Source organism: Paracoccus sp. TOH (assembly GCF_030388245.1).
Classification (GTDB): Bacteria; Pseudomonadota; Alphaproteobacteria; order Rhodobacterales; family Rhodobacteraceae; genus Paracoccus; species Paracoccus simplex.
Genome location: NZ_CP098362.1, coordinates 285,001 through 311,041, shown reverse-complemented (window position 1 = coordinate 311,041; position 26,041 = coordinate 285,001). Strand labels below are relative to the sequence as shown.

Sequence of the window (26,041 nt, the reverse complement as noted above, 5' to 3'; positions counted from 1 at the left end):
CAAAGCATCGGAGGTGGGCCATGCCCGGTACCGACAGCCTGATCGTCTGCCCCGCCTGCGGGGCGCTGAACCGCCTGCCGTCGGGACACGACCCGCGCGCCGGCCGTTGCGGCAAATGCCGGCTGCCGCTGTTCTCCGGCCAGCCCGCCGATGTGGGCGGGCAGATGTTCGCACGCCAGATCGGCCGCAACTCGATTCCGGTGCTCGTCGATGTCTGGGCGCCCTGGTGCGGCCCCTGCCGGATGATGGCGCCGCAATTCGCCCGCGCGGCCGGGATGCTGGAGCCGGAGGTCCGGCTGATCAAGCTGAATTCCGAGGCCGAACCGCAGACCGCCGCCGGTTTGGGCATCCGCGGCATCCCGACGCTGCTGCTCTATCGCGGCGGGCAGGAGATCGGCCGGCAATCGGGCGCCATGGATGCGGCGGCCATCGTCGGCTGGACGCGCGGGCAGCTTGGCCGCTAGCCCGGTTGTCCGCCGGACCCGGTCGGCTATGCTGGTCCCCAAGGTCGCAGAAACGCTGCAAGGAGGCGGACGAGATGGGTCAACTGGTCGATGGCGTCTGGCACGACGCATGGTATGACACCGCCAGCGCGGGCGGGCGCTTCCAGAGCAGCGTCACCGCCTATCGCAACTGGATCACACCCGACGGCAGCCCCGGCCCCAGCGGCGAAGGCGGCTTCGCGGCCGAGAGCGGGCGCTATCATCTCTATGTCTCCTATGCCTGCCCATGGGCGCATCGCACGCTGATCTATCGGGCGCTGAAGGGGCTGGTTCCGCATGTCGACATCTCGGTCGTGCATCCCGACATGCTGTCGGACGGCTGGACTTTCGCCGCCGATTTCCCCGGCACCACCGGCGATCGGCTGTTCGGCCTGCGCTTCCTGCGCGAGCTTTATCTGAAGGTGGATCCCAGCGCCTCGGGCCGGGTGACGGTGCCGGTGCTTTGGGACACGGCCCGCGATACCATCGTCAGCAACGAAAGCGCCGAAATCATCCGCATGTTCAACACGGCCTTCGACGGGATCACCGGCAACCGCGACGATTATTGCCCGCCCGACCTGCTGGAGCAAATCGACGCCATGAACGAACGGATCTACGACCGCGTGAACAACGGCGTCTACAAGGCGGGCTTCGCCACCTCGCAAGCGGCCTATGACGAGGCGGTCCACCCCCTGTTCGAGACGCTGGACTGGCTCGAGGCGCATCTGGCGCAGAACCGCTATCTTTGCGGCGACCGGGTGACCGAGGCGGACTGGCGGCTGTTCACCACCATGGCGCGCTTCGATCCGGTCTATCACACGCATTTCAAGTGCAACCGCGCCTGGCTGCGCGAATACCCGAATCTCTGGGGCTGGACGCGCGCGCTTTACCAATGGCCAGGGGTGGCCGCGACGGTGCATTTCGACCATATCGTGCGGCATTACCATTACAGCCACGCCACGATAAACCCCAGCCGGATCATCCCGATCAATCCGCTGATCGACTGGACCGAGCCGCACGGCCGCGGCTGACGCGCCGCGTCGCGGAACTTTCCTAGGGTTTCGCTCTGGATTGACTTTGCCGATTTCCGCCTTAATGAGTCGGGAAACCGGCCCACCCGGGTCGAAGAACCTGCCGCGATGCCCGCCCGACTGGCTGCGCCCGACGCCAGCCGGACCCGCACCACGACATAGCTGGGGAAAGGCCGATGCTCGCTCCGTTTCTTATCATGCTGCGCGAAGGGCTGGAAGCCGCACTGATCGTCGGCATCATCGCAAGCTACCTGAGCCAGACCGGCCGCCGCGCCTGGCTGCCGGCGATCTGGGTCGGCGTCCTGCTGGCGGTGGCGTTGTCGCTTTTCGCCGGGGCGGCGATCCAGATCCTGGCCAACGGCTTCCCGCAGAGGATGCAGGAGTTGTTCGAGGCGGTGATCGGCCTGGTCGCCGTCGCGGTGCTGACCGGCATGGTGTTCTGGATGCGCCGCGCCGCACGCTCGATCAAGGCCGCGCTGCATGCCGACATCGACGAGGCGCTGTCGCACAAGGGCAGCGCAGGCACCTGGGCGCTGATCGGGATGGTCTTCCTGGCGGTGGCGCGCGAAGGGCTGGAATCGGTGTTTTTCCTGCTGGCGATCTTCCAGCAAAGCCAGGACGGCGCGGCCCCCATCGGCGCGGCCCTGGGCGTGATCGCGGCCATCGTCGCGGGCTGGGGCTTTTACGCCGGGGCGCTGCGGCTGGACCTGCGCCGGTTCTTCCGCTGGACCGGCATCTTCATCCTGCTGGTCGCGGCCGGCCTGCTGGCAGGCTCGGTCAAGGCGCTGCACGAGGCGGGGCTGTGGAACGGGCTGCAGGAGCGGATCTATGACCTGAGCCGGATCCTGCCCGAAACCGGCCCGCTCGGAACCGTCCTTTCGGGCCTGCTGGGCTATCGCGAGGCGCCGACCTTGGGCGAAGCGCTGGTCTGGGGCATTTTCCTGGCCGTGACGCTGACGCTTTTTCTCAGGCCGCATTCCGGTGCCCTGCCGGTGCGGCCGCAAACCGCGGGACGCAAATGACTTCACCATCGAATGGCCTCTACCTGGCGATCGCGGGGGCGGCGGTGCTGGTCGCGGCGGGCGGCGTCGCCTTCTGGTATGCGACGCAGCAGACCGCCGGCAGCCAGACGGCTGCCGACCAGCTGGTGACCGTCAATGCCACCACCTGTGAGCCGAACGCCATCACCGTCCCCGGCGGCCGGCGCAGCTTCGAGATCGTGAACGCCAGCGACCGCCCCATCGAATGGGAGATCCTGGACGGCGTCATGGTGGTGGCCGAGCGCGAGAACATCGCCCCGGGCTTTCGCGCCACGCTGGAGGTGCAGCTGCGGCCCGGCGACTATGCGATCACCTGCGGGCTTCTGTCGAACCCGCGCGGCACGCTCAGCGTAACTCCATCGGACGAGGCCGCCGTCGCCGCCTCGGAGGTCACGCTGCGCAAGTTCCTGGGCCCGCTGTCGGAATATCGCGTCTACCTGGTTATGCAGGGCAATGCCGCGGTCAAGGCGGCCGAGACCCTGCGCGAGGCCATCGCCTCGGGCGATCTCGAGGCCGCCCGGACGGCCTGGCGCGACGCCCGCCTGCCCTATCGCCGCATCGAGCCGCTGGCCTATCGCTTCTCGGACCTCGAGGAGCGTATCGACCCGCGCGCCGCCTATCTGGAAAAGCGCGAGCAGGATCCGGGCTTCACCGGCTATCACCGCCTCGAATACGGGCTTTTCGCCCGGAACAGCACCGAGGGCTTGCAGCCCTTTGCCGATGCGCTGGTCGCGGATCTGAAGGAACTCGCCGGGCGGCTGAAGCAGGCGCCGCTGGACCCCGGCCTGCTGATCGAGATGCCGGCCGAAAGCGCCCTGCAGCTTGCCCAGGCACAGGTGCCCAAGGGCGAGAACCTTTATGCCGGCAACGACCTGCAGGATCTTTCCGCCGGGCTGGAGGGCATCGCCAAGCTTTCCGACCTGCTGCGCCAGGTCGTGGCAGGCGTCGATCCGGCGCTGGACACGGTGATCGGCCAGGATCTGGAAGCGGCGCAGGCGCAGATGCAAGCCACCGTCGCCCAGGGCCATGCGACCTATGGCGATGTGCCCAGGGCCGAGCGCGAAAAGCTGTCGGCCACCCTGACGCAGCTGTCGGAATCGCTGCGCAAGCTGCAACCGGCCATCGGGAAGAACTGAGATGCAGGACCAGACCCCCCGCTCGATCTTTCGCCGCAACCTGCTGAAGGGGCTCGGGATCGGCGGGGCGCTCGGCGCCCTTGGCGCCCTGCCGCTGCGCGCCCAGGACGGCGGTCCCGCCAACACCATCCCCAATGTCGACGACGCGCCCAAGGCCCATGCGGAAACCGCGGCACAGCAGGTGCCCTTCCACGGCCCGCATCAGGCCGGCATCACCACGCCCCGGCCGGCCAACGGCATTTTCGCGGCCTTCGACGTGGTGGTCGCCTCGCTCGAGGATTTCGAGCGCATGATGCGGTTGCTGACCCAGCGCGCGGAATTCCTGGCCGCGGGCGGGCTGATCGCCGCGCGCGACCCCAAGCTGCCGCCTGCCGATTCCGGCCTGCTGGGGCCGGTGATCTCGCCCGACAACCTGACCATCACCGTCGGCCTTGGCGATTCTCTGTTCGAAAGGCATGACTGGCTGGCCGGGCTGAAGCCGGCCCGCCTGCAGCGCATGACGCAATTCCCCAACGATGCGCTGGACCCCGAGATCTGCCACGGCGATCTGTCCATCCAGCTCTGCGCCAACCTGCAGGACACCTGCATCTATGCGCTGCGCGACATCGTGAAGAACCTGTCGGAATTCCTGGTGCTGCGCTGGATGATCGAGGGCTTCGTGCCGCCGGTCCTGCCCGCCACTGACGGCTCGACCCCCAGCGCCCGCAACTTCCTGGGCTTCCGCGACGGCTCGGCCAATCCCGATGCGAACGACGCGGCGCTGATGGATCGCCTGGTCTGGACCCGCGGCCCGGACGAGCCGGACTGGGCGCATGGCGGCAGTTATCAGGCGGTGCGGGTGATCCGCAATTTCGTCGAACGCTGGGACCGCACGCCGCTTTCGGAACAGGAGCGCATCTTCGGCCGCACCAAGATCAGCGGCGCCCCGCTCGACGCGCCCGGGGCGACCGAACATGACGCCCCGAATTACGCCGCTGACCCCGAAGGCATGGTGATCCCGCCGGATTCGCATATCCGGCTGGCCAATCCGCGCGACCCGGCCAGCGACCGGAACCTGATCCTGCGCCGGCCCTTCAACTATTCCCGCGGCGCGCTGAAGAACGGCCAGCTCGACCAGGGTCTGCTGTTTATCTGCTACCAAGCCGATCTCGAGGCCGGCTTCATCGCCGTGCAGAACCGGCTGAACGGCGAACCGCTCGAGGAATATATCAAGCCGGTGGGGGGCGGTTACTTCTTCGCCCTGCCCGGCATCGGACCGGGGGACTACCTCGGCTCGTCCCTTGTCACCGCAGCCAGGCGGAGCTGATCCGCCAAGCCGACATTCTGCACCAATGGGGAGTTTTGGAACCATGACCGGAAAACATCTCGGAACGACGGCGCTGGCGCTGGCCATGGCGGGCTGGGGGACGCTGGCGCTTGCCGCCGATCCGTCGCTGGAGCTGGTCGAGCCGCTGGCCGAATACAAGATCTATGTCGCCGAGAACACCGCCAAGCTGGTCGAGGACACCAAACTCTTCACCGACGCGATCAAGGCGGGCAAGGTCGATGAGGCCAAGGCGCTCTTCGCCCCCACCCGCACCAGCTATGAAAAGATCGAGCCGATCGCCGAGCTGTTCTCGGACCTGGACGTGTCGATCGACGCCCGCGCCGACGATTATGAGAAGGCCGAGGCGGACGAGGCCTTCACTGGCTTCCACCGCATCGAATACGGTCTGTGGGAGAAGGGCTCGACCGAGGGGCTGGAGCAATATGCCGACAAGCTGCTGGCCGACGTGACCGAGCTCAACGACCGCATCACCGGCCTGACCTTCCCGCCCGAGGTGGTGGTGGGCGGCGCCGCCGTGCTGATGGAGGAGGTCGCCGCGACCAAGATCTCGGGCGAGGAGGACCGCTATTCGCATGTCGACCTGTGGGACTTCGACGCGAATTTCGAGGGCGCGCAAAAGATCTATGAGCTGCTGCGCCCGTTGATCGCCGACAGCGACGCCGATTTCGTGGCCAAGGTCGACGGCAATTTCAAGGCCGTGAACGAGGTGCTGGTGAAGTACCAGGCCCAGGAGGGCGGCTACGTGTCCTACGAGGAGCTTTCGGACGAGGACCGCAACCTGCTCTCGGCCAAGGTCAACACGCTGGCCGAGGATCTTGCGACACTGCGCGGCAAGCTGGGTCTGGGCTGAGGGATCACGGGGCGGCCGGGAATCGGCCGTCCGCTGCATCCGGCGCCCGCCTATGGTTCGGGACGGTGATCCGGCAATGAAAAGCCAGTGTTTTCAGAGCGCAAGGCGGATGTGACGAAATTTTGGCGATGGGGGTGTTTTTTCCGCTTGCACCTGTCGGCACGCCCTCCTATACGACGCCTCACACGGGCGCCGGAGACGCCGCCCGGACCTCCGGTGGGGCCATAGCTCAGTTGGTAGAGCGCTTGAATGGCATTCAAGAGGTCAGGGGTTCGACTCCCCTTGGCTCCACCAATTCACAAGTGGCAAGTGCCAGATAGATCTTCCATTAATGACAGCGGATTATCCATTTGTTGGAGAATATGCGTCTGTGAAGAAAACCGAAGCCGGTGGAGCGCGCTCTGCTGGCTTTTTTGTTTTTCCGGCCCTCAAGGATACTCGCGGCGCTCAGCCGCGAGTCGCTCATGCGAAGCGGCTAGAGGTGAAGGCCGCTTTCGGCCCATTGCTGCCCTTCGCAGGTGGCGCGATGCCGCAGCGCAGCTTCACCGAACCGGAAGTTCGCCGGGGCTAGAAGCCACAGGCATTATGCGACATCATTGAACCGTGGTTTCGGGTGAGGGATGACCGCTCGGACGAGGGAGCGCTGCGCGGACTTTCGGCGATGGCTTCTGTTCTTGCTAAATGCCTATGTGAATCGGACGGTTCTCATGATTCTCAGAATATCACATGGGTGCTTGAGTAATCTATCTGCACGCCCAAATTGAGAGAGTGGATTGCGGGGACAAGAACATGATAACGGAAACGAATATTCGGCAATGGGCAGATCGCATTGAAGCGCGTTCCCTGCTGCCTGTACTTGTTCGACGCCTGATCCGTGAAACCACTCCGGGTCTGAAGTCGCTTCGCTTTCCCGGCAATGATGCAATCGCCCTCCATGGCGTTGATGGTGAGGCAGTGAGTGAGACCTCAACCCCGTGGGTGCCGGCTGGAAAGTCGCTATGGGAAATGGGCTGCGATCAATCTCCCTCCACAAAGGCTAACGCCGACTATGATAAGAGGGTCGAAGAATTCGATGCCAAAATCCGAAAGGATACAGCATTTGTCTTTGTGACCCCAAGACGTTGGGCTAGCAAAGAGGATTGGCTGACTGCTCGCCGCGCGAGCGGGGACTGGGCTGAAGTCCATGTTTGGGACGTCGTGGAATCGAAACATGGCTGGAAGAGGCTCCTGGGACACGCATCTGGCTGGCAGAACGGCTTGGACTGAGCCATCCTGGATTAATTTCGCCTGAGGACTGGTACAGAGGCTGGGCGAGCGCGTCGACCCCAAGCATACCGGCCAGATTGGTGGCGGAACGACGGGGCGGTAAGAGCGAAACGTACCAGAATATGCTCCGAGATGGCGGTCGGACAATTCCTATCATCTCGGATAGCCGACAGGAAGCAGTGGCCTTTTCAATTGCGGCTCTGATTCAGGCCGATGCCTATGACCTTCTGGACCGAATGGTGGTCGTGACCTCATCGGATGCGGTGCCAGGTGCTGGGACAGGCCAGAAACCGATCCTTGTACTGGATCTTCCCCAAGACCTAGAGCCTGCATTAGGCGATAGAAATCGCTTCCAGATTATTCGCCCTATGTCGAAAGGCCAGCTAGCCACGCGTGAGCAGCTTGAACTGCCGCATGTTGGGGCAGAAACCTTCAGGGAGGCCCTCGAAGAAGTGGGGCTTTCAAGAGATGAAGCGCAGCGTCGAGCGCTGGAGGTTGGACATTCGGTCACAGTGCTGCGCCGACGCCTGTCAGATGACCCCGCCGTACGTAACCCCTCATGGGCACGGAACACGGCCACAGCAAGGCAGCTGATCCCGCATGCGTTGGTGGGAGGATGGATACAGGACGAACGTTTCGATGATCCGGCTATGGTCGCGCTTCTTGCAGGAGCATCCGAGGACGAGGTGTTGGGCGCTGTCAGGTATCTGTCGCGCGGCGAGGATGCACCGCTTGCTCAGATAGGAAATGTGACTGTTATGGTATCACAGCTCGATGCCCTTTTTGCCGTCGGGCCTTATATCGAGCCAGGCGATCTCGACAATTTCCTCCTTTTGACGGCGGACGCGCTTGGTGAAAGGGATCCGAAGCTTGACCTCCCTGAAAATGAATGGTGGTGCGCCAATATTCACGGCAAGATCCGCTCTCACTCGGGCGCCCTGCTTTCCGGCATGGGAGACACCTTGGGCATCCTTTCGACATATGGCGATGTCATCTGCGGACACCGTCTCGGAATTGACTTGCCTTCGCGTATAGATCGCCTTGTCCGAAATTTGCTGTCGGATATGACACCAGATGCTTGGGTAAGTATCCGTCCCCATCTGCGGGCATTGGCGGAAGCTTCGCCAGCAGCCTTTCTCGATTGTGTGGAGGCAGACTTAAACAGTGATAACCCACCTGTTTCCAGCCTCATACGCTGTGTCGGAGACGCAGGTATCTCGCAAGAGTGCCTTCGCACAGAATTGCTATGGGCACTTGAAGCGCTTGCGTGGTCTCCAATTCACTTCGCTCGAGTGGCAGAGATCGTATTTCGCCTCTGCGCCTACCCAATAAACGACAACTATTCCAACAGTCCCGCGAATACCGCTTCGGCGCTTTTCCGGGACTGGGTACCTTCGACAACCGTCGGTGTTGCCGAGAGGATGAATGTTCTGCGCAGACTATCTGCAACCTATCGGTTGCCCGCAATTGAGGCCTGTAAGTCCCTGATCGCCTCAGGTCCTAAGTTTGCGACCCGGACTGCGATGCCGCGTTGGCTTAAAGTTGAAGGCGACTATGAAGCTGTCACAAATCTTGACTGCTGGAATGCACGTCGGGCCGCCAGTCAATTGCTTCTCGACCTTGCACCGCTCAATGACGCTGAGTTGACGGCGGTCATTGATGCGTATGACGGCCTTCATCCTGATGATCTTGGACGCCTTGGGGCAGAGATCGAGCGATGGGCCAAGGAGGCATCCGATGTGGCGAAGGGTTCCCTGGCCAAGCGCATTCGCACCGAGCGAGGGCAGCTAGGCCGTCGGCTTCAGAAGCCAGATCAGGGCGATCACGATAGAGATGGGGCAGACGAACATCTTGCTTTGCTTGACCGCATGCTCGACCATTTGCGCCCGGTCGACGCCCGTCAGCGCCATTTGTGGCTATTTGAGCAGGAATATCTAGGCTGGTCTGCGTTGGGCCATGACGAAACCAACGAATTGGATTGGCGCAAGCGAGACGAACTCACGCAAAAGCTGCGCCGTGAGGCCGTCGAAGAAATCGAGCGCATACACGGCGAAGATGGTGTTTACGAATTTGCGCTGAATCTCGCTCATCCACAAATCGCAGCGCGGATTCTGGCTGGCGAGGAAGCTCCGCGAGAGCAGGCCGTCCGTTGGGCCACCCGAGCACTGACCAACACCGACTCAGGCGGCAAAGCAGAGCTTTTTTTGATGCAGGCACTGTTCATTCGCGATGAAGACAAAATCGCAGATCTAGTAGGAGAGATGCAGGATCGGGGATTGCTTGAAAGTGAAGCTGGTCGGTATCGCCTCGGCAGATGCCTGCCGAATATGAAAAGTGGCTGGCAACTGGCCGAACGGATTGGTGGTGAAGTTCAGAGCGCGTACTGGGAAAAAGCCAACATCCAGATATTCCGCGATGACGACGCAGGCGACGCGGATTTTTTAGTGAAACGTCTGCTGGAAGCATCCCGTCCAAAATCCGCATATGCCGCAGCTTGTTTCGAGCCCAGAAAAATAGCAGCCAAGCTCTGGATCGAGATACTTCATTGTATCGCGCGCGGCGATGAGCCAGAAGGAACTTTGCCGGACCGTTGGCACCTCGTGCAGATCCTGCAGTATCTTGATGCATCGCAGGATGTCACCGAGGCAGAAATCGCCGGAGTCGAATGGCCTTTTGCGAGACTTCTTGAAGACTACGGCGGCGGAAGCGATCGCCCTATTTGGGCGACTCACCGCATCATGATGCGGGATCCCTCAGAATTCATTGGGCTACTAAGATGGATATTCCGGCGCGCGGATGGTGCGCATGAGCCAGATATGGAGAGCGTCGATCCCGAACAACTGCGCATTCGCGCTGAATTGGGTTATCACATCTTTCACTCATGGTCTCAAATCCCTGGTTTGAAAGAAGACGGCACCTTTGATGGCGACACTTTTCTTGCATGGAGCGAGGAAATGATACGACTTGCGGAAGAACAAGCGCGGCTCGGGATGGCGCTATCTCAACTTGCTGACTGCCTTGCCCGCGTTGCTGAACGCAACGGCTTTGATCGATGGTTACCGGCTGCGGTCCTACGGTTACTTGATCGGCCAGATTTGACTGACCTTCGGCGATCCTTCGAATTCGGCGTCTACAATTCAAGGGGCGTGACGGTTCGTGGCCCTTATGATGGCGGCGAGCAGGAGCGTGCCCTCTCGAAAGAATACCGTGAACTCGGCGTACGACAATCCAATAGCTTTCCTCGCGTTGCTGCCATGCTTGAACGCATTGCGCAACGGTACGAACGAGATGCCAAACGAGAAGATGAGAGTGCTGAACTTGGCGAGCGTTGGCATCCTTGACGCATACAGATTGGATGAATGATCGGATGTGGACATCCTGCGTTTGCCGCGCTGCGCCGCCGCAAGTCCGCTTCCCGCCCTTCGCCACCGAAACAAACATTGTTGCATGAAGTCACAACCCCTCACCCTTGGAGATCGGGTACGTAGATTTGCTTCAAAGGCAGCAATGTCCGATATCGCGGTGAAAGCCGAGAGTAGTTTTCGAGGACAAGCTCGACAAACTGCTCGCCGTCGATCAGCCGCAGCTTGGGTCGGTTGCGCTCCAGTTCCACGGATTGGCGGCTGAATGATCCTAGCCTGCATTCCCCAAGTGGCGTGTCGTTTGAGGTGAAGATCGCCTGTATCCGAGCGCTAGACAAGGATTTTCTGCCGCAAGCGGCACCTGCGGTCGCGCAGACTGCTGGATCTGGACGGATCAGACCGCGAAGCCGCTGTTTCCTTGCCCAGGGGCGGCGTTTTTCAGCGCAGCGGACAGATCTGTCCAGCCGCTTTCGTTCAGTTTGAGCGTGGATCGCGATCATGCGCATAGCGGTGGCGCTCGCAATCGGCGGATAGCGGCGAGGATGGCGCGTACCATCGTGCCGGTGACAGCGACCTCGGCCAGCTGGAAGGTGATGGTGCGGGCGTGACGGACCACACGTGCCCCGATCTTGATCAGCTTCAGTTGCAGGCTGGTCAACGACCAGTCGGCCATGGCCTCGGGCAGCTCGATGCAGTGCAAGAAGGTGGCCAGGTTGTACGCCAGGGCGTGCAGTTGCAGCCGCACCTCATTGTCGCGGAACTTCCGGCACGACAGCCGCGTCCAGCGAAAGGCGTATTTGCCCTCTTTGATGTGCTGCTCGGCGGTGCCGCGCTGGTTGTAGAACCGCACCACCCAGTCCGGCTCCATCGGCAGGTTGGTGACGATGAAGCCGACACGCGGGAACAGTTCGCCCGGATGCCATTCGATCTTGGCGATCACCCGGCGTTCCTTGTCCCAGGACGCCGCCTGATACTCGAATTCCTCGAAGAACCGCTTGACCTTGGTCAGTGACGGCCGCCCGACAGGGCGCGTTAGCCGATGCGCGATCTTGTCCTTGAGGACCGCGTTTGCGGGCAGCCGGATGGCGTAGAAGAACCGCGCTTCTTCCAATCGCTCATAGATCGCCGGGATCGCGTAGGCAGCATCGGCCCGGAAGAACCTGCCACCAAGGTCGCGCTCCGCGTAGCGCGCAATGACGGGGTCGAGAACATCACGCCAGCCATCGGCGCTGTGGACGTTGCCATGGCGCAGGGCGCAGCGTTCCAGCATCCCGAACTGGTTGAACAGAAAGTTGGGGTGATAGCAGCTACAGTCGAAATGGCCATTCCAGGCGGACCCTTCCTGGTCGCCATGGGTCGGGCTGACCGAGCTGTCCATGTCCAGAACGATGTACTTCAGCCCGTTACGGTCATGGAACCGGTCGATCCATTGCCCGTTCAGGTCGGCCAGCGCGGCACGGTTCCCGGCCAGAGCCAGCGTCTCGGTCTCGAACCGTCCCATCTGCGATGCCGAGGCCGCTTGTGCATCGACCGCTCTGCCGCCGACAACTTGGCGCATGACCGGATCGCAGGCGAGACGGTTGGCGTCGTTGACATCCTCGTATCCGGCCAGCCGCCCAAAGACTGATTGCCGGAACAGGCCGTCGAGCCGATGGACCGTGTTCTTGCCAGAGCGAGTATCGCGCAGCGCCGCTGACGCCAAATCGGACAACCCGAGCGCGTCATCAAGCTCGCGCATCACCAGAAGGCCGCCGTCGGAACTGAGCTGCGTGCCGCGAAATTCCAGCCGCACGCGAGGGTCGAAATCCACCCGATCTGCCCGTTGCAAGCCCGCACCCTCTGGGTGATCCATGAAACGCGCCCCTCGCAGCCTTCAACACCATGTTTTATATAGGAAATATAATGGTCAGGACAGCGAAATCAGCGCCTTACTTGGGAAATGTGGGCCTAGACCAATGAACAGCCCATATTCCCCTTCGCCCAAGGTGCCGAGCAATTGGTCTACTTCCGGACGCGGAACTTGGTCGGTCTTGCGTTTGCACTGGACCTTCAGAATGGGCGGTTCAAACCCGAGCTTGTCGCGATGGGCGATCACGTCGACGCCGCCATCGCCTGAACGCTGCGTGACGCGGGCGGTGTACCCCATGCATTCGAGCAAATGCGCGACAAACTCCTCGAACTCATAGCCCGACAGCTTGGTCATGATCTGGCGGATGATGAAATCGCCGGTCGTCAACTCCGCTTGCTTGGATACGGCGACTGTCGCCGTATCGTCGTCCTCAACCTCTACTGCCGGTTCGTTCACCGGGGCATCGCCTTCAGGTACCGCTATGCCCAGCTTCGTAAGGAATGCGTCAGCACTGCTTTGGATTAGGAACACCGTGATGAACGCGCCAATTTCGTTGAGGACGCTTTGCCCGAACTCGTTTCGGGGAAGGTGCAGCAGCCACTCGACGCCCCGGTGATTGGGATAGTCATCGGGGTCGTCAGCAACATGTTCAAAAGCGCCGGTGAACCTGCCGACATTGACCATGCGGTCATGCTTCGAAGGATACACGACGATGTCGCCTGCCTTCATCTCGTGGGTGAAGCGAAAAAGGATGCCTGCATCGACGGGCCGTGAGCCGACTTTCTTGTTTGGGTAGTGTAGGGCCAGTGCAGCCTTGAGGGCGTCCCGATCTGCATACTGCCTCAGGTCGCCCAAGGCCGACCAGCCGATTGCGACATATCCGCCGTCCACGGGGCGGCTGCCGACATGCTCGCCCATATGGACGCCCCATACCCGTGGAATCTGGTTCAAACCGGCACCTCAAAATTTTCATTCAATCAACGGCTTCTAGAGCTGTGCCGCAAGCAAAACATGATGTCGCGAAAGCACCTTTATTGGCTCGCTGGTACCACAGCTGTTCAGACTTGCGGTATATGGCGCTCAGCGGCGGTCATTGCTTCTGCCTCTGTCTGGAACGGCAGGTGATCGCGCGGGATTGGCTCGGGGTTTTTCCAACCGATCTCGCCAAGCTCCTGAAACCTTAAGATTGCTCCTTCGATCACGGTGTGATCGATGAATGGCGCATCGACGATAATTTCCAGCCCGATGCCGTATTGGTATGAGTGGTCCAGCCGGAAAGATTCATGGATCACCGGCGGGGTCTCGCGCAAGACCTCCCAGGCGACCTTCTCCTCATACTCCCTGACGGTCAGGCCATCGAGCGCGGCATGACGGCGCGGTTCGGACTGGATCACCCGATAAAGTTTCTGCCTTCCGTCATAAAACGCAGGACTGAATCTCCAGCAATATTCCTCTTCCAGTTCTGCCTCCGTCAGCCGTGACCGGGTCTGCTCCGAGGCGAGATCCTCGGCGCGTTCCCAGAAACGCAGGTTGCCGGTGGTTATGCTGGCGTTCCAGATGCTGTGACCGTCAAGGCCCAGAAACCACTGCCTGTAGATATCTGGGCGGCCCGGTTCGTCCAGCACCAGATGGCTGGTGAACAGCCCACCATAGATCGGCTTATCGCCCAGAATTTTCCAACGCAAACGCACGAAGGCATCACGCTGCCGGTGTCGCGACAGGGAGGCGAAAGGGGTGAAGCGACGGCGATTCTCGCGTCTCATGGCTGTCATCCTTTTTTGTGCCGCACAGTGATACTATCCAGCGTTGCGGAGAATCTATGCCGAGGCTTGGCATGGACCCACCGGCTATTCCTTCATTGAGGGGTATCATGGCATGCCATGGGCTACGAGCAGCACTTTCAGCTGCCGCGCGTCAATCAGGATGAGACGAAGCGCCGGGTGCGTGACGAATGGAGGGCGTAGCCCGACCGGGGAGATGACCACCGGCCCGGCCGATCTGGGCGGCACTAGTGCATGTGGGGGCGCGGTGCCGATTTTTATAATCGGTCATGATTGCGCAGTCCTCCTGAGACGGCGAAAACAACTTTGCTGGAGCCGAACACTCAGAGTTGTGGGATTCTGCACAGAGTTCACCAGACGGTTTCCCCCCACATTCTCCAAGTAAGTCGCTGATTTCGCTGTCGTAATCGTGATATTTCGCATATAAATCATGGCGTTGACGGCTGCGAGGGGCGCGTTTCATGGATCACCTGGAGGGTGCGGGCTTGGCGCGGGGAGATCGGGTTGATTTCGACCGCCGTGTGCGTCTGGAGTTCCGTGGTGCGCAGATCAGTTCAGACGGTGGCCTGCTGGTGATGCGCGAGCTTGATGACGTGCTCGGCCTGTCCAATCTGGCGTCGGAGGCGCTGCGAGACAGCCGCACCGGGAAGAACACGCTCCATCGGCTTGACGGATTGTTCCGGCAATCGGTGTTCGGACGACTGGCCGGATACGAGGATGTGAACGATGCCGACCGCTTGGCCCTCGATCCCGTGATGCGTCAGGTCGTTGGCGGCAGGGCCGTCGAGGCGCAAGCTGCTTCGGCATCGCAGATGGGACGGTTCGAGACCGAGACGCTGGCTCTGGCCGCGAACCGGGCGGCGCTGGCCGATCTGAACGGCCAATGGATCGACCGGTTTCATGACCGCAACGGGTTGAAATACATCGTGCTGGACATGGACAGCTCGGTCAGCCCCACCCACGGCGATCAGGAAGGTGCTGCCTGGAACGGGCATTTCGACTGCACCTGCTATCACCCCATCTTCTTGTTCAACCAGTTTGGCATGCTGGAGCGCTGCGCCCTGCGTAACGGCAATGTCCACAGCGCCGATGGCTGGCGGGATGTCCTTGATCCCGTCATTGCCCGATATGCTGGCCGCGACCTTGGTGGACGCTTCTTCCGGGCCGACGCTGCCTACGCGATCCCCGCGATCTATATGCGGCTGGAAGAAGCCAGGTTCTTCTACGCCATCCGTCTGCCCGCCAACGCCGTCTTGCGCGAGAAGATCGCGCATCGGCTGACACGGCCCGTGGGACGGCCTTCGCTGACCAAGGTCAAACGGTTCTTCGAGGACTTCGAGTATCAGGCGGCGTCCTGGGACAAGCCGCGCCGCGTCATCGCCAAGATCGAATGGCATCCGGGCGAGCTGTTCCCCAAAGTCGGCTTCATCGTCACCAACCTGCCGATGGAGCCAGACTGGGTGGTGAGGTTCTACAACCAGCGCGGCACCGCAGAGCAGCACATCAAGGAAGGCAAATATGCCTTTCGCTGGACGCGGCTGTCATGCCGGAAGTTCCGGCACAACGAGGTGCGGCTGCAACTGCACGCGCTGGCCTACAACCTGGCAACCTTCCTGCGCTGCATCGAACTGCCCGAGGCCATGGCGGACTGGTCGTTGACCAGCCTGCAACTCAAGCTGATCAAGATCGGCGCCCGCGTCGTCCGCCACGCCCGCGCCATTACCTTCCAGTTGGCCGAGGTCGCCGTCACCGGCCCGATGGTGCGGGCCGTCCTTGCCGCCATCCGCCGTCTTCGAACGCCTCCGTCATGCGCATGACCACGATCCATGCCCAAGCTGAACGAAAGCGGCAGGACAGGTCCGTCTGCCGCGCGGAAAAGCGGCTCTGCCGGGCCAGAATGCTGCGGGTTCGAGGCTTGATCCACCCGACTTCGGCCGTTTGCGCGACGACAGACACCGCTCGGGGCGAAAAACGCTTGCCCAGCGAGCAAAATCAGGCGATCTTGAAGTCAAGCGGCAGGCCACTTGGGGAATGTCGGTTCCCTTGTCCTGCCGTCGAACCTTGATCGGGATCACAGCGTAATCGCACGGGTGTTCGGTGATGACCCAAATCACCGTGCACATGACTCAATCTAAATTCAATTTGATAATTCAAAGGCTTGCGAGACCTTTGTTATTGATTCGTCGAATCACTTGATCCATTTGTGGGACGGGTGATTCGCAAATTTCGGCTCCCAGTTCGCCTGGAACCCCTAGTCTAGCATGGAGTAACAATGACTGTTGATCTGGCGCGCCACGCAGACATCCGCAAACGCTTGAGTGCAGTCGGTCTTTCGATCAGCGCACTCGCACGAGAGGTTGGGGTAGCACCTGAGACAATCACGATTGTCAGCTAAGGCTACCGCCGGTCGCGGCGGGTCGAAGCGGAGCTGGCATACGCCTTGGGGACAACGCCAGAGCGGCTCTTCCCAGAGAGATATACAGCGGAGGAGGGCTCAACCGAAAAATAGCATACCGTCACAAAGGGAAAAGGCCCTCCTAGTGGAACAGGAAGGCCCTTCAGAATTAGATGTCGTTTGGTCGCGACACTTCTTCTTTCCCTCAAGACGCAGAAAAAGTCAACCCGCCGGAATGGTTTCGGCGGGACTGCCCCTGCATTTTTGAAAGAAGGCGGAAGCGCTTCATCCCCTGCGCCGAAAGGTAGGGGCATGGATGACCGCGCGTTCCGAAACCATATGAACCAGACCCTGATCTACCGCGCGCCAGAACCGAGCCGCGCGAGCCGGGATGTTGTACGCCGCTCCAAGGCGAGCCTGCGCGGCAGCATGATCGCCAAACTTCCGGCCTACGAGCGCCCGCGTGTCATCCAGTTCGAAAGCATGTTGGAATACCGCTTTCTGTGCCTGACGCTGCTGCGCCCGGATATACATGACATTCTGGAACAGCCGCCCGCGATTCTGTACCGCCGCGCCGATGGCAGCACTGCGAGGCATGTGTTCGATTTTCTCATCACGTTGACCAATGGCGAGCGGATCGCGGTCGCTATCAAGCCTGCGGACAGGGTGATCCGACGGGATTTCATCGCCGAGTTGCGCCATATCGCTGCCGACATGCCAAAGCATTTCGCGCATCGGGTCAAACTCGTGACCGACGAACAGCTGGACCGGAGGGCGGCTTCAGAAGCTGCGCGGCGGATCATGTGGAACCGTCCCGCTTTGACGGAGGTCGCAGCATGAACATACGCCTCCGTCTCTCCCGCTCAGATCTGCTAACGGTGGGCGGTGTTGCTTATCGCCCTACTGAGGTGCAGGCCGAAACCATCATTCTTGAACGTACCGACCAGCCGGGGATCACGGAGAGCTTCACCCATGCCGAGGTTCATGATCTGCTGCAATCCTCCGATACCCGCTACCAGGCTGGGTATTTCGACTTTGCCCGTAGCCGCGACAGGAAGAACCGTCCGGCTGATGTGCTGGCCGAACTCGATGACCGATCCAGGTCCATTCTTCTCTGGCGGCAGGCGATCTGCGACAGCTTTCTGACCTTGGAGCAGGGCGGCAAAGTCGTCAGAACCTATACATCGGTCACGATGATCACGCCCGTACTCGACTATGAGGTCCGGCGGAAATCGGGGCAGATTGGCAATGGCTCCGGTGGAAAACGCGCGGGTGCGGAGTTGGTTACACGCAAGCTCCCTTGCGCCAAAACCATTCTGCGCTGGCTTCGTGCCTACGAGCACGGCGGGTACGACCTGCTGGCACTCCTACCCAGCACTCATCGCAGCGGCAATCGCGGGTTGCGCTGGTGTCACCGGACCGAGGCGATGGCTTCTGAAGTCATTGACGCCTATGCCAGCACACAGCGACCGACCAAACGGCAGGCGGTGGCCGAGATCCGTAACCGGATCAATCCAGCGTGGCCGCATCGCTGTAGTTCAGGAAATCGCGGTAGAGGTAATAGGCGCCGGTACAGCTGCGCTGATTGGGTTCACGCGGGCCGGGGGCGCATAGCCCCGCCTCGATCCCGGCCAGCGCATAGCGTTCATTGCCGGTCAAACCGGTGCCGCGGGCCGCGCGGACCCTGTCCAGATCGTCGCTCAGCCCTTCGCAGATCCAGGTAATACCCTGCTGACAGGCCGTCAGATTGGCCGCGAAATTCGACGATGCCTCGACCAGCGAGGGTGCGCGGTCGACGGCCGTGCCCCGCGCCAGCAGAACACAGCCGAACCGGTCTTGGGCGTCGCAAAGACGTTTTGCAATCTCTGTCGTCACGCGGCCCTCACCCGGCCCGGCATCGGGCAGAGCCTGCTCCCGCGCAAGCTCCAGCGTATTGCCCTGCCGGTTGACGGCCATCCGGCAGCCTTCCAGATCCCCGGCCATGCAACCCAACAGCGCATAACGGGTGACCACGGCGGGGCCGCGACCCGGGCCGTCAGGCGCGTCATGAATCCGGCTGGCGAATTCGGTGCAGGCCGCGCCGAGGCCGAGATCGCAGGCCTGTTTCAAGGCAGCCGGGTCACCGCTCTCCAGCCCCCGTGCGCGCAAGGCCTGCGCGGCGGAGAGCCGGGCCGCGTCATCGGACAAGCCGCCGGGATCTGCCGGGACGAAGGCCGTGCCGTCATGGACCAGCGCCTCGGCGAAATCGGCGCCTGACACACAGGTGATGCCGGTCTGGAGGCGCGCAGCGGGTGAACTGATCCGATCGCGGAGGTTGGTGCTGACAAGCCCCAGCGACAGGGCAAACCCGCCCGAATGCAACCGGTAGCCAGCCATTGCCGGGGCATAGGCGGCCATGGAGCGGGCATGGCCGTTCAACTCCTCGACCGTATCGGCCCGGGCCGCCACGGCATGGCAGGTGTTCGGCGGTGCAAGATAGGATTGCAGGCGGGCGGCGCTGTCCTCGGGGGCAGCCCCCTCCGGCGCACAGAAATGCTTGACCGAGGACACCGGCAGATAGCCCGTGGCGCGCTCAAGCCCCTTGCCGGTGGGATAATCCAGGGCAAACCATGCGCCACCCTCAGGGCCGAAGGTCACATCCCGCAGCAAGACCTCGGCGCCCGCCTCCAGCATGCGCGCTTCCGTTCCGGCCGGGGTCTCATGGATAGGCTGCGCAGCGCAGACGTGACGGGTTTCCAGCGACTGATGGGGCGGAAGATCCTGCGCCAGCGCAGGACCAATGGCCGCCAGCAGAAACGCGATCAGGGCAGGCAGGGTGTTGTTCGTCATGAAGGCCGCCAGGGATTGAATGACACGGGTGCCGGACTCGGCAAGGCCCGAGGAGCGTGCCGGATGGATATCGATTCGCCCCAACCAGACCAGCCCACGCTTCAGCACCGTCTTGCCGATCAGATATGGTCCGCAAATGCGCATCCCCACGCTTGTGCATTTCACGGCTTTGGCCTTTTCTTAGCTGGTGCCGATGCCGAGCCGGGCAAATCGCCATGCCGACACGCCGATGACGGCAATGTCACCGTTCGGATAAGCCGCGATCGAGCGGATATTGCCGATCTGTGCGCCGTTTTCCCTCCCCGCCGCCGCCAGATCGACGCGCCGGATACCATCGGGCATGATCTCTTCCAACATGTTGTCCCAAGGATCCGAAAGCCATAGCCTGCCGTCGGGACTGGCGACGATGCAGGGAGAGAATTTCGGCGTGGTCGCGATACGGCGCTGGAAGCGGCCATCGGCATTGAACTCGAATATGCCATCGCGGCTGTCCTGATCCTCGCTGCGCTTCATCACGATGTAGATGCTGCCCGCGCCGTTGATCGCGATGCCGGTTGCCGTGGGCGCGCTGGTGGCCATGGGGTCGGCGGCCAGCGCCTGGGCCATCAGCCCGGTCAGGCGGCGCTGTTCGGTCAGATCGCGGTCAAGAAGGATCAGCGTGTCCGGCGGCGGCAGGCTTTCGTCATCCCCGTCGCTGCGCGGTGCGACGCGGTAAAGGGCCAGCCCCCCGTCCGGTGTGACGCAAGAGCCTTCTCCATTGGCCCAATAGCTGTCGCCCTCCGGCATGGGCTGGCTGCCGACGATGTCGCCGATCATCGGATCGATCCGCAAAATGCGGCGCGAACTGCCGGTGATGATGCTGCCGTCCGGCAGCACGGCCAGCATCGCACCGCTGTCCTTTGGACAGGGGAACTGGTTCAGAAAAGCGCCATCCGGGCCAAAGATGTAAAACCGCCTTCCGCCGTCCTGGATCATCGCCCGGCCAAGACTGTCGATGCCGATATGAGACGGATATTCGCGGAAAAGCCCGGGCCCCGCCCCTTCGCCACCGACATTGAAACGGGTCTTGACCGCAAGCCCCTCCTGGGGCGCTGCCCGGTGCGCGCCGCGCAGGAAGTGCGGCAGCACCAAGATCCCGCCCCCGGTCGCCATCACGCCGAGCCCCGCCGCAAGCGCCCCTCGGCGCGAGACGGGCGGCGGTGGGAACGCCCCGGCGGGCCGCCCGTCGGGAAAGCGGTGCTCCAGCACGACATGGCGGCGGCCCTGCGCTTCGACCACATATTCGGACCCGCAATTGCCGCATCTGCCGAGCAGGTGGCCCTCTGCCGTGGTCACGAGGCCGAGCGTCCCGCCGCAGCTCGTGCATTTCAGTTTGCGCATCCGGTTTCCCTTTTTCCGAAAGGGCAAATTAGCCCGCAGGAACAACAACGCCAAGCCGGTTCGGGTCGTATCCGCGCAAGCCATGCGTGGGCTTGATATGCGCAGGATACGTCAGCGCATTTCCTGTCAACCATGGCTTGGCGCCGGCTTGCCGCTGCGGCACGGCCTGAGTGGCTGCTTTGGCGATCCGGTGGGCGCTGACCATCGGCGGAGCCCGCACCGGCCGCTATGCGGGACCACCGCTTCCTGATTGCAGAGGCAGCGCTTGGTGGGCCTCGGTGCGAATACGCCAAGGGTTGCACGCGGACGACTGGTTGCTCCGTTCGGTTTTGACCCCGATGGCAACCCACATGGCCGGATCGCGCCCGAAACTGCCATCGCGTCACCCGGTCTTGCCGCGCTGTGTCGCTGGCTGGCGCAGCAGGCCGAGGTCGATGCCGCAGGGCCCATGTCCGGTCGAACCGGGCATTTCCCTCGCCGCTCCAAGCTGCCAGACTGACAGCATGACGCGCGCCTTGCCCATTCCGGAAAGCCCTCTGAAACTTGCCCTTCTCGGAGGCGGGCTGCTCGCGGTCCTGCTGGCGACCATGGGCGTGGTGCAGCACCGGACGCTGACGGAGGAACTGGCGCAGCAGACCGCCGTGCTGCACCGCCTAGCGTCGCAGCGGGCCGATCAGCATGATGCGCATCTGACGGCGCTTTCCGCGATTGCGGTGGCCAGCGATGATCCGGAACAACGGCTGTTCCTGGAAGCGGCGGAAAGCATCGCCCGCTTCTATCCACGCATCACCGCCATTTCTCTGGTGCCGCTGGGCCCGGGCATGGGCGCGGGAGCCGCCGTCGAACCCGCACTGGCGGAACAGGTCACGGCAGCTGCCCGGGCGTCGCACGGTGAAATCGCACTTCTGCCCGATCCGGGCCGGAGCGGGCATTACATCATGGTCAAGCGTAGCCCCAATTCCGACGCCGCACGTTATGGTCTTATCCTGTCCATCGACGCAGCCCGCCTGCTGGAGGAGGCGGGGCCATTCTGGCACCAACCCGGAGTCGGATTGGCTCTCTCGCTGCCGGATGGAACACCGCTGCTTCGGCGCGGCGCGATGGCAGAGACTGCGCAGACCAGGATCCTCGGCAGCGCCTCGCAACCCCTGCGGCTGGAAACCGCACGCCGCATTGTCCTGGCGGACCTGTTCCCTCCGCTGCGCAGCGTGCTGATCCTTCTTGCCGCTTTCGGCGCAGGGCTCGGCGCTTTGGCCTTCCTGCGACAGCGGCGGCGCGCCGGTCTGGCGTTGGAGCAGGCCCGGCTTAGCGCGATTGATTCCCGGCTGGCCCATGCAGCGCGGGTCAATGCGATGGGCGAGATGGCGAGCGGCCTGACGCATGAGCTGACCCAGCCGCTGACCGCCATTCTGGCCCAGGCGCAGGCCGGGCGGCGGCTTCTGGCGCGCGATGACCGTGAGCGGCTGGCCCCGGTGCTGGAGGATACGGTGGCCCAGGCGCGCCGCGCTTCGGCCATTCTGGAACGCTTTCGCAACTGGTCCCGCCCGCAGGCGGCACCGTTGCGGGCATTCGACCTGCGGGCCGCTCTGCGCAATGTCGCGGCGCTGCTGGCGCAGCAGGCCGAGGCGCAGGATGTGGCGCTGGACTTCGACCTGCCGGCGGAACCCGTCCCCGTTCGTGCCGATCCGGTCGAAATGGAGCAGGTCGGTTTCAACCTGTTGCGCAACGCGCTGGAGGCGCTGAAGGACAGCCGCGCAGGGCAGATCCGCGTTACCTTGCGGACAGAGGCCGGAAACGCCGTGCTCACCGTCAGCGACAACGGCCCCGGCATCGCGCCGAATCTGCGAGAGCGGCTTTTCACGCCCTTCACCACGACCCGGCCGGATGGCACGGGGCTTGGCCTTGCGCTCAGCCAACGGCTGGTCGAACGCGCCGGGGGCGAGATCGTGCTGCGGGACAGCGCCGAAGGCGCCTGCTTTCGCATCACCCTGCCGCTGGAGGAGGCGTCATGATCCATCCCGTCTACCTTGTCGATGATGATGCGGCGGTGCGTCAGGCGCTGACGCTTCTGCTGTCGACCGTCGATATCCCGGTGACCGGCTTTGCCGATCCGCAGACCTTCCTTGCCCGCCTGCCGCAACTGGCGCCGGGCTGCCTGATCCTCGACATCCGCATGCCGGTGATCTCGGGGCTGAAGCTTCAGGAGCGGCTGGCGGATCTGGCCGTTGACTGGCCGACCATCGTGATGTCGGGCCATGGCGATATCGAGGCGTGTCGCCGCGCCTTTCGCAATGGCGCCATCGACTTCCTGTCGAAGCCGGTCGATGAGCAGGATCTGATCGACGCCATCCAGAAGGCGCAGACGATCCTCGACCGCCAGCTGGACCGCCGCGCCGAACTGGCCGAGACGCTGGCGCTGCTGTCGGTCCTGACCGCGCGCGAGGCAGAGGTTCTGGAACAGATCGCGGCGGGTTTCACCACCCGGCAGATCGCCGAAGCACTGCGCCTGTCGCCGCGCACGGTGGAAAGCCACCGCGCGGCCATCGGCGGCAAGCTCGGCACCACCTCGCAGGCAGAGATGACCCGGCTCTGGCTGGAGGGGAGCGCCGCTCCGTAGTTCTACGGATGCGCGTGCCAAGTCTACGCATACCAAGCCTGGACGGGCGGGACTAACTTCCGGTCATCATAAATGACAGGAGATCCCGATGATCCGCCTTCCCGTTCTTGCCGCAGCCCTGCTGGCTCCCCTTGCGGCTGCCGCGCAGGATTTGCCGACCGCACCCTATCTGCCCCTCGATCTGGCGGTGAAGGCCGCTGATGCGGCGCTACAGGCCTGCACCGCCGAGGGCCACAATGTCAGCGTTGCCATCGTGGCGCGCGACGGGGCGACCAAGGTCATGCTCAAGGCCGATGGATCGGGTCCGCATACCGGCGCCAGTGCAGCCGGCAAGGCCTTCACTTCGGCCGCAATGGGCCGCGATACCGCCGGACTGGCGGGCTTCATCGCCTCGGCCCCCGAAAATGCCGGTCTGCGCGACATGGATGCGCGGATGGTCATCCAGGCGGGCGGCCTGCCGATCCGCATCGGTGAAGCCCTGGTGGGAGGTATCGGCGTCGGCGGCGCGCCCTCGGGCGAGATCGACGCGACCTGCGCCACCGCCGGGCTGACCGCCATCGGCGCGGCAGAGTAAGGTTGGGCCGCGGCCCTGCCGGGGGCCTGCATCAGCGGGGTCGCGCCTGGCTGGCGGTCGCCAGCCAGGCGCTTTCTGGGTGACAAGCCCTAGGATGCCGACTGGCTGCGCGACGACCTGAAGGAGCGCGGCATCTGTCCCTGCATCCCGCCCAGCAAGAAACGCAGGAAACCTGGCAGGCACAAGAAACGCCTTTATCGAAAGCGTTACCGCATCGAGAATGCCTGCGGTCGACTGAAGACTGGCCAATCGCCGGGAAACAGTTCCCCGAATTGCTTTCCGACATCTTCCTCAACGCAATCATCATCTTCTGGCTCTGCAACTTACAGGGATGGACCCTGGAATACGCCGGTCATCCGCGCTCAGCGTGCCATGGCTTTGGGGAAAGACGGGGCCGCCATCGGCGCATCCGTCCGCCAGAAAAAGTTGCTCATGTTTCAGTCCCCTCGCGAAGGCTGGATCCTGACCCTAGCTCAGGTCCGAATATCTTCGATGGTGGACGTTAAGATCGTCATGCAGAATCTCGGCGAAGGCCTGGGCGAGCTTGGACAAGGGACGATGCTGCGGCATGACAACCGCTGCGGTGAATGGGACGGCTGGGCGGAACGGACGGAATGTCACCCTGCCCGCATCGCTGCGCGACAGCCGATAGCTTTCCGCGCTCAGCGGGTCGATGACGGCGCAGGCCAGGCCAGCCTCGACAAAGGACAGCAGCGGATAAAAATATTGCGTTTCGAACCTCGGACGGAACGGCACGCCATGCGAAGCGAAGGCCTCGGCCGTGCGGCCGTAGGTTGAATGCGCGGCAAACAGCGCGGCGATGTCGCGCTGCGCCAGATCCTGCGGCGTGATGACCGAGCGGGACGCCAGAGGATCCTTCTCGGACAGGGCGCAGACGCAATCGTAGGTCACGGGCTCGAACCGCAGCAGGTTCGAATCCTCTGGCACATGGTCGCTGAGATCTGCGAGTCCGAGGTCGAATTTCTGCGTGGCCACCAAATGCCGCACCTGCAATGAACTGCGTGTCAGCAGCGTCAGCCGCACATCCCGACGATTCTCGAGAAAGCGCGTCACCAGTTGCGGCACCAGGATCACCGACGGGCCGGGCATACAGACGACCCGCAGTTCCCCCTGTTCGAGATTGCCGATGCGGGTCATGTTCTGTTCGACATTGCGCAGCCGCTCCAGAATCTCGCTCGCTTCCTCGAACAGGTAATGGGCCTCGGGCACGGGGATCAGCCGTCCCGAACGGCGCAGGAACAGCTTGTAGCCCAGTTCCGATTCCAGGCTAGCGATCATGGCACTGATCGCGGGTTGGGTGCGGTAGAGAATCCGGGACGCCTCGGAAAACGAGCCGGTCCGCATGACCTCGCGAAAGACGACAAGCTGCTTGCTGTTCATTGCTACCTCCAGCGATCGAATCCCATGCTATAAGAGAAAATTTTAGCTATGAAGAATTTTCAAATTCGACTTTATGGCACGTTACCACCTATCCTGCGGGCAACAAGACAGGCGCAGGAGTGAACCGGCGTCTTAGTGACAAGGAGGCAGCTTTGTTCCGCCCAAGAACGATGACCATGAAGAGATGGATGCCCGGCCATGCAGAGCGCGGCTGGCGCGGGGGAACGCCCACCGGCCGGTCGCGGAGGCAGCCATGAACCGGCGTTACGTCGATGTCGTGCTGGGCTCGGTCCTGATCGCCGGCGCTATCCTGATCCTGACGCGCGACGGGCTGGCCCAGGGCGGGGTCGAGACGCAGCTTGGCTCGATGTTCATGCCGCGCGTCGTGGCGGGGTTCATCCTGATCTTCGCGGCCATGATCGCGATAGCGTCGTTGCGGCAGATCATCGCACAAAGCGCCTTGGCGCCGCAGGAAACGATCGCGACCGAGGGTCTGGGCGGTGTGCTGATCTATGTGGGCATCTTCGCCGCCTATTGGTGGCTTCTGCCCACGCTCGGCTTCGTCGTCGCCACCTCGGCCGCGATGTTCGCCGTGGCCGTCCTGCTCGGGGGCCGGTCGTGGCTGGCGATGGCGGTCGTCTCCATCGTCATTCCGGTCGTCACCTTCTACGGCTGCCGCGAGCTGATCCGGGTCTATCTGCCCGAATGGTCGTTGTGAGAT

The 26,041-nt window shown here is 62.8% G+C and carries 24 protein-coding genes and 1 tRNA gene; 17 read left to right on the top strand and 8 right to left on the bottom strand.

What is annotated here, in order from left to right:
* Nucleotides 1–20: 20 nt before the first annotated feature.
* The 10 genes from NBE95_RS18560 to NBE95_RS18515 all read left to right on the top strand — a co-directional run bounded on the left by NBE95_RS18560 (nt 21) and on the right by NBE95_RS18515 (nt 10,473).
* Entirely contained in the window at nt 21–464 is a 444-nt protein-coding gene (locus tag NBE95_RS18560; RefSeq protein ID WP_289896510.1) for a thioredoxin domain-containing protein, read from the top strand.
* A gap of 74 nt (nt 465–538) precedes the next feature.
* Nucleotides 539–1,513: a glutathione S-transferase family protein gene (locus NBE95_RS18555; protein WP_289896509.1), complete on the top strand. Its 975-nt coding sequence runs from the start codon at nt 539–541 to the stop codon at nt 1,511–1,513.
* A gap of 176 nt (nt 1,514–1,689) precedes the next feature.
* Nucleotides 1,690–2,535: an iron uptake transporter permease EfeU gene (gene efeU / locus NBE95_RS18550; RefSeq protein ID WP_289896508.1), complete on the top strand. Its 846-nt coding sequence runs from the start codon at nt 1,690–1,692 to the stop codon at nt 2,533–2,535.
* Nucleotides 2,532–3,689 (top strand): iron uptake system protein EfeO, encoded by a 1,158-nt coding sequence (gene efeO / locus NBE95_RS18545; RefSeq protein ID WP_289896507.1) that lies wholly within the window; start codon nt 2,532–2,534, stop codon nt 3,687–3,689. The genes efeU and efeO (NBE95_RS18545) overlap by 4 nt, the downstream gene beginning before the upstream one ends.
* Nucleotide 3,690: 1 nt before the next feature.
* Nucleotides 3,691–4,995, top strand: coding sequence for an iron uptake transporter deferrochelatase/peroxidase subunit (gene efeB / locus NBE95_RS18540; protein ID WP_289896506.1), 1,305 nt, complete (start codon nt 3,691–3,693; stop codon nt 4,993–4,995).
* 43 nt (nt 4,996–5,038) lie between these two features.
* Nucleotides 5,039–5,866, top strand: coding sequence for an iron uptake system protein EfeO (efeO, locus tag NBE95_RS18535; RefSeq protein ID WP_289896505.1), 828 nt, complete (start codon nt 5,039–5,041; stop codon nt 5,864–5,866).
* A 218-nt stretch (nt 5,867–6,084) separates the two neighbouring features.
* Nucleotides 6,085–6,160: transfer RNA gene (locus tag NBE95_RS18530), tRNA-Ala, on the top strand.
* Between the two features lie 37 nt (nt 6,161–6,197).
* Nucleotides 6,198–6,437 (top strand): hypothetical protein, encoded by a 240-nt coding sequence (locus tag NBE95_RS18525; RefSeq protein WP_289896504.1) that lies wholly within the window; start codon nt 6,198–6,200, stop codon nt 6,435–6,437.
* A gap of 218 nt (nt 6,438–6,655) precedes the next feature.
* Nucleotides 6,656–7,132 carry a hypothetical protein gene (locus NBE95_RS18520; protein ID WP_289896503.1) on the top strand — a complete coding sequence of 159 codons (477 nt, stop codon included), beginning with the start codon at nt 6,656–6,658 and terminating at the stop codon, nt 7,130–7,132.
* Nucleotides 7,133–7,311: 179 nt separating this feature from the next.
* Nucleotides 7,312–10,473, top strand: coding sequence for a hypothetical protein (locus NBE95_RS18515; protein ID WP_289896502.1), 3,162 nt, complete (start codon nt 7,312–7,314; stop codon nt 10,471–10,473).
* A gap of 122 nt (nt 10,474–10,595) precedes the next feature.
* On the opposite strand, the gene NBE95_RS18510 is transcribed toward NBE95_RS18515, so the two are convergent.
* The 4 genes from NBE95_RS18510 to NBE95_RS18495 form a co-directional block, all read right to left on the bottom strand.
* Complete coding sequence (locus tag NBE95_RS18510) at nt 10,596–10,994, bottom strand: hypothetical protein (RefSeq protein ID WP_289896501.1); 399 nt, start codon at nt 10,992–10,994, stop codon at nt 10,596–10,598.
* Nucleotides 10,991–12,346: an IS1380-like element IS1247 family transposase gene (locus tag NBE95_RS18505; RefSeq protein ID WP_078527637.1), complete on the bottom strand. Its 1,356-nt coding sequence runs from the start codon at nt 12,344–12,346 to the stop codon at nt 10,991–10,993. The genes NBE95_RS18510 and NBE95_RS18505 overlap by 4 nt, the downstream gene beginning before the upstream one ends.
* A gap of 54 nt (nt 12,347–12,400) precedes the next feature.
* Entirely contained in the window at nt 12,401–13,261 is an 861-nt protein-coding gene (locus NBE95_RS18500; RefSeq protein WP_289896500.1) for a restriction endonuclease, read from the bottom strand.
* A 140-nt stretch (nt 13,262–13,401) separates the two neighbouring features.
* Entirely contained in the window at nt 13,402–14,106 is a 705-nt protein-coding gene (locus NBE95_RS18495) for a hypothetical protein (protein WP_289896499.1), read from the bottom strand.
* 479 nt (nt 14,107–14,585) lie between these two features.
* Here NBE95_RS18495 and NBE95_RS18490 point away from each other — a divergent pair, with 479 nt between their 5' ends.
* From NBE95_RS18490 to NBE95_RS18485, 3 genes are all read left to right on the top strand, one after another.
* Nucleotides 14,586–15,941, top strand: coding sequence for an IS1380-like element ISPme1 family transposase (locus tag NBE95_RS18490; protein WP_012112698.1), 1,356 nt, complete (start codon nt 14,586–14,588; stop codon nt 15,939–15,941).
* Between the two features lie 623 nt (nt 15,942–16,564).
* Nucleotides 16,565–16,633, top strand: coding sequence for a hypothetical protein (locus tag NBE95_RS22440; RefSeq protein ID WP_354670376.1), 69 nt, complete (start codon nt 16,565–16,567; stop codon nt 16,631–16,633).
* Between the two features lie 198 nt (nt 16,634–16,831).
* Nucleotides 16,832–17,359 carry a TnsA endonuclease N-terminal domain-containing protein gene (locus tag NBE95_RS18485; protein ID WP_289896498.1) on the top strand — a complete coding sequence of 176 codons (528 nt, stop codon included), beginning with the start codon at nt 16,832–16,834 and terminating at the stop codon, nt 17,357–17,359.
* Between the two features lie 32 nt (nt 17,360–17,391).
* Here NBE95_RS18485 and NBE95_RS18480 read toward each other — a convergent pair whose 3' ends face one another.
* From NBE95_RS18480 to NBE95_RS18470, 3 genes are all read right to left on the bottom strand, one after another.
* On the bottom strand, nt 17,392–17,862 hold the full coding sequence (locus NBE95_RS18480) for a hypothetical protein (protein ID WP_289896497.1): 471 nt from the start codon (nt 17,860–17,862) through the stop codon (nt 17,392–17,394).
* 166 nt (nt 17,863–18,028) lie between these two features.
* On the bottom strand, nt 18,029–19,492 hold the full coding sequence (locus tag NBE95_RS18475) for a hypothetical protein (protein ID WP_289896496.1): 1,464 nt from the start codon (nt 19,490–19,492) through the stop codon (nt 18,029–18,031).
* Between the two features lie 36 nt (nt 19,493–19,528).
* Nucleotides 19,529–20,728, bottom strand: a complete 1,200-nt coding sequence (locus NBE95_RS18470) for a hypothetical protein (protein ID WP_289896495.1) — start codon at nt 20,726–20,728, stop codon at nt 19,529–19,531.
* A gap of 503 nt (nt 20,729–21,231) precedes the next feature.
* On the opposite strand from NBE95_RS18470, the gene NBE95_RS18465 reads away from it, so the two are divergent.
* The 3 genes from NBE95_RS18465 to NBE95_RS18455 all read left to right on the top strand — a co-directional run bounded on the left by NBE95_RS18465 (nt 21,232) and on the right by NBE95_RS18455 (nt 23,919).
* Nucleotides 21,232–22,740: an ATP-binding protein gene (locus tag NBE95_RS18465; RefSeq protein ID WP_289896494.1), complete on the top strand. Its 1,509-nt coding sequence runs from the start codon at nt 21,232–21,234 to the stop codon at nt 22,738–22,740.
* Nucleotides 22,737–23,345 (top strand): response regulator, encoded by a 609-nt coding sequence (locus NBE95_RS18460; RefSeq protein WP_289896493.1) that lies wholly within the window; start codon nt 22,737–22,739, stop codon nt 23,343–23,345. Before NBE95_RS18465 ends, NBE95_RS18460 begins: the two co-directional genes overlap by 4 nt.
* Nucleotides 23,346–23,433: 88 nt before the next feature.
* The gene (locus NBE95_RS18455) at nt 23,434–23,919 is read left to right on the top strand and encodes a heme-binding protein (RefSeq protein WP_289896492.1); all 486 of its coding nucleotides are present in this window, start codon (nt 23,434–23,436) and stop codon (nt 23,917–23,919) included.
* Between the two features lie 468 nt (nt 23,920–24,387).
* Here NBE95_RS18455 and NBE95_RS18450 read toward each other — a convergent pair whose 3' ends face one another.
* Nucleotides 24,388–25,284, bottom strand: coding sequence for a LysR family transcriptional regulator (locus tag NBE95_RS18450; protein ID WP_289896491.1), 897 nt, complete (start codon nt 25,282–25,284; stop codon nt 24,388–24,390).
* Nucleotides 25,285–25,573: 289 nt separating this feature from the next.
* Between NBE95_RS18450 and NBE95_RS18445 the strand changes: the two genes are divergently transcribed.
* Nucleotides 25,574–26,038 (top strand): tripartite tricarboxylate transporter TctB family protein, encoded by a 465-nt coding sequence (locus NBE95_RS18445; RefSeq protein ID WP_289896490.1) that lies wholly within the window; start codon nt 25,574–25,576, stop codon nt 26,036–26,038.
* Nucleotides 26,039–26,041: the final 3 nt, after the last annotated feature.

Coding starts and splice junctions, on each gene's coding strand:
- NBE95_RS18500 (WP_289896500.1), bottom strand. CDS start 13,261: ATGGGCGAGCATGTCGGCAGCCGCCCCGTGGACGGCGGATATGTCGCA.
- efeO (WP_289896507.1), top strand. CDS start 2,532: ATGACTTCACCATCGAATGGCCTCTACCTGGCGATCGCGGGGGCGGCG.
- NBE95_RS18505 (WP_078527637.1), bottom strand. CDS start 12,346: ATGGATCACCCAGAGGGTGCGGGCTTGCAACGGGCAGATCGGGTGGAT.
- NBE95_RS18450 (WP_289896491.1), bottom strand. CDS start 25,284: ATGCGGACCGGCTCGTTTTCCGAGGCGTCCCGGATTCTCTACCGCACC.
- NBE95_RS18445 (WP_289896490.1), top strand. CDS start 25,574: ATGAACCGGCGTTACGTCGATGTCGTGCTGGGCTCGGTCCTGATCGCC.
- efeU (WP_289896508.1), top strand. CDS start 1,690: ATGCTCGCTCCGTTTCTTATCATGCTGCGCGAAGGGCTGGAAGCCGCA.
- NBE95_RS18475 (WP_289896496.1), bottom strand. CDS start 19,492: ATGCGCATTTGCGGACCATATCTGATCGGCAAGACGGTGCTGAAGCGT.
- efeB (WP_289896506.1), top strand. CDS start 3,691: ATGCAGGACCAGACCCCCCGCTCGATCTTTCGCCGCAACCTGCTGAAG.
- NBE95_RS18555 (WP_289896509.1), top strand. CDS start 539: ATGGGTCAACTGGTCGATGGCGTCTGGCACGACGCATGGTATGACACC.
- NBE95_RS18525 (WP_289896504.1), top strand. CDS start 6,198: ATGACAGCGGATTATCCATTTGTTGGAGAATATGCGTCTGTGAAGAAA.
- NBE95_RS18455 (WP_289896492.1), top strand. CDS start 23,434: ATGATCCGCCTTCCCGTTCTTGCCGCAGCCCTGCTGGCTCCCCTTGCG.
- NBE95_RS18560 (WP_289896510.1), top strand. CDS start 21: ATGCCCGGTACCGACAGCCTGATCGTCTGCCCCGCCTGCGGGGCGCTG.
- efeO (WP_289896505.1), top strand. CDS start 5,039: ATGACCGGAAAACATCTCGGAACGACGGCGCTGGCGCTGGCCATGGCG.
- NBE95_RS18465 (WP_289896494.1), top strand. CDS start 21,232: ATGACGCGCGCCTTGCCCATTCCGGAAAGCCCTCTGAAACTTGCCCTT.
- NBE95_RS18490 (WP_012112698.1), top strand. CDS start 14,586: ATGGATCACCTGGAGGGTGCGGGCTTGGCGCGGGGAGATCGGGTTGAT.
- NBE95_RS18460 (WP_289896493.1), top strand. CDS start 22,737: ATGATCCATCCCGTCTACCTTGTCGATGATGATGCGGCGGTGCGTCAG.
- NBE95_RS18470 (WP_289896495.1), bottom strand. CDS start 20,728: ATGCGCAAACTGAAATGCACGAGCTGCGGCGGGACGCTCGGCCTCGTG.
- NBE95_RS18520 (WP_289896503.1), top strand. CDS start 6,656: ATGATAACGGAAACGAATATTCGGCAATGGGCAGATCGCATTGAAGCG.
- NBE95_RS18485 (WP_289896498.1), top strand. CDS start 16,832: ATGGATGACCGCGCGTTCCGAAACCATATGAACCAGACCCTGATCTAC.
- NBE95_RS18495 (WP_289896499.1), bottom strand. CDS start 14,106: ATGAGACGCGAGAATCGCCGTCGCTTCACCCCTTTCGCCTCCCTGTCG.
- NBE95_RS18510 (WP_289896501.1), bottom strand. CDS start 10,994: ATGATCGCGATCCACGCTCAAACTGAACGAAAGCGGCTGGACAGATCT.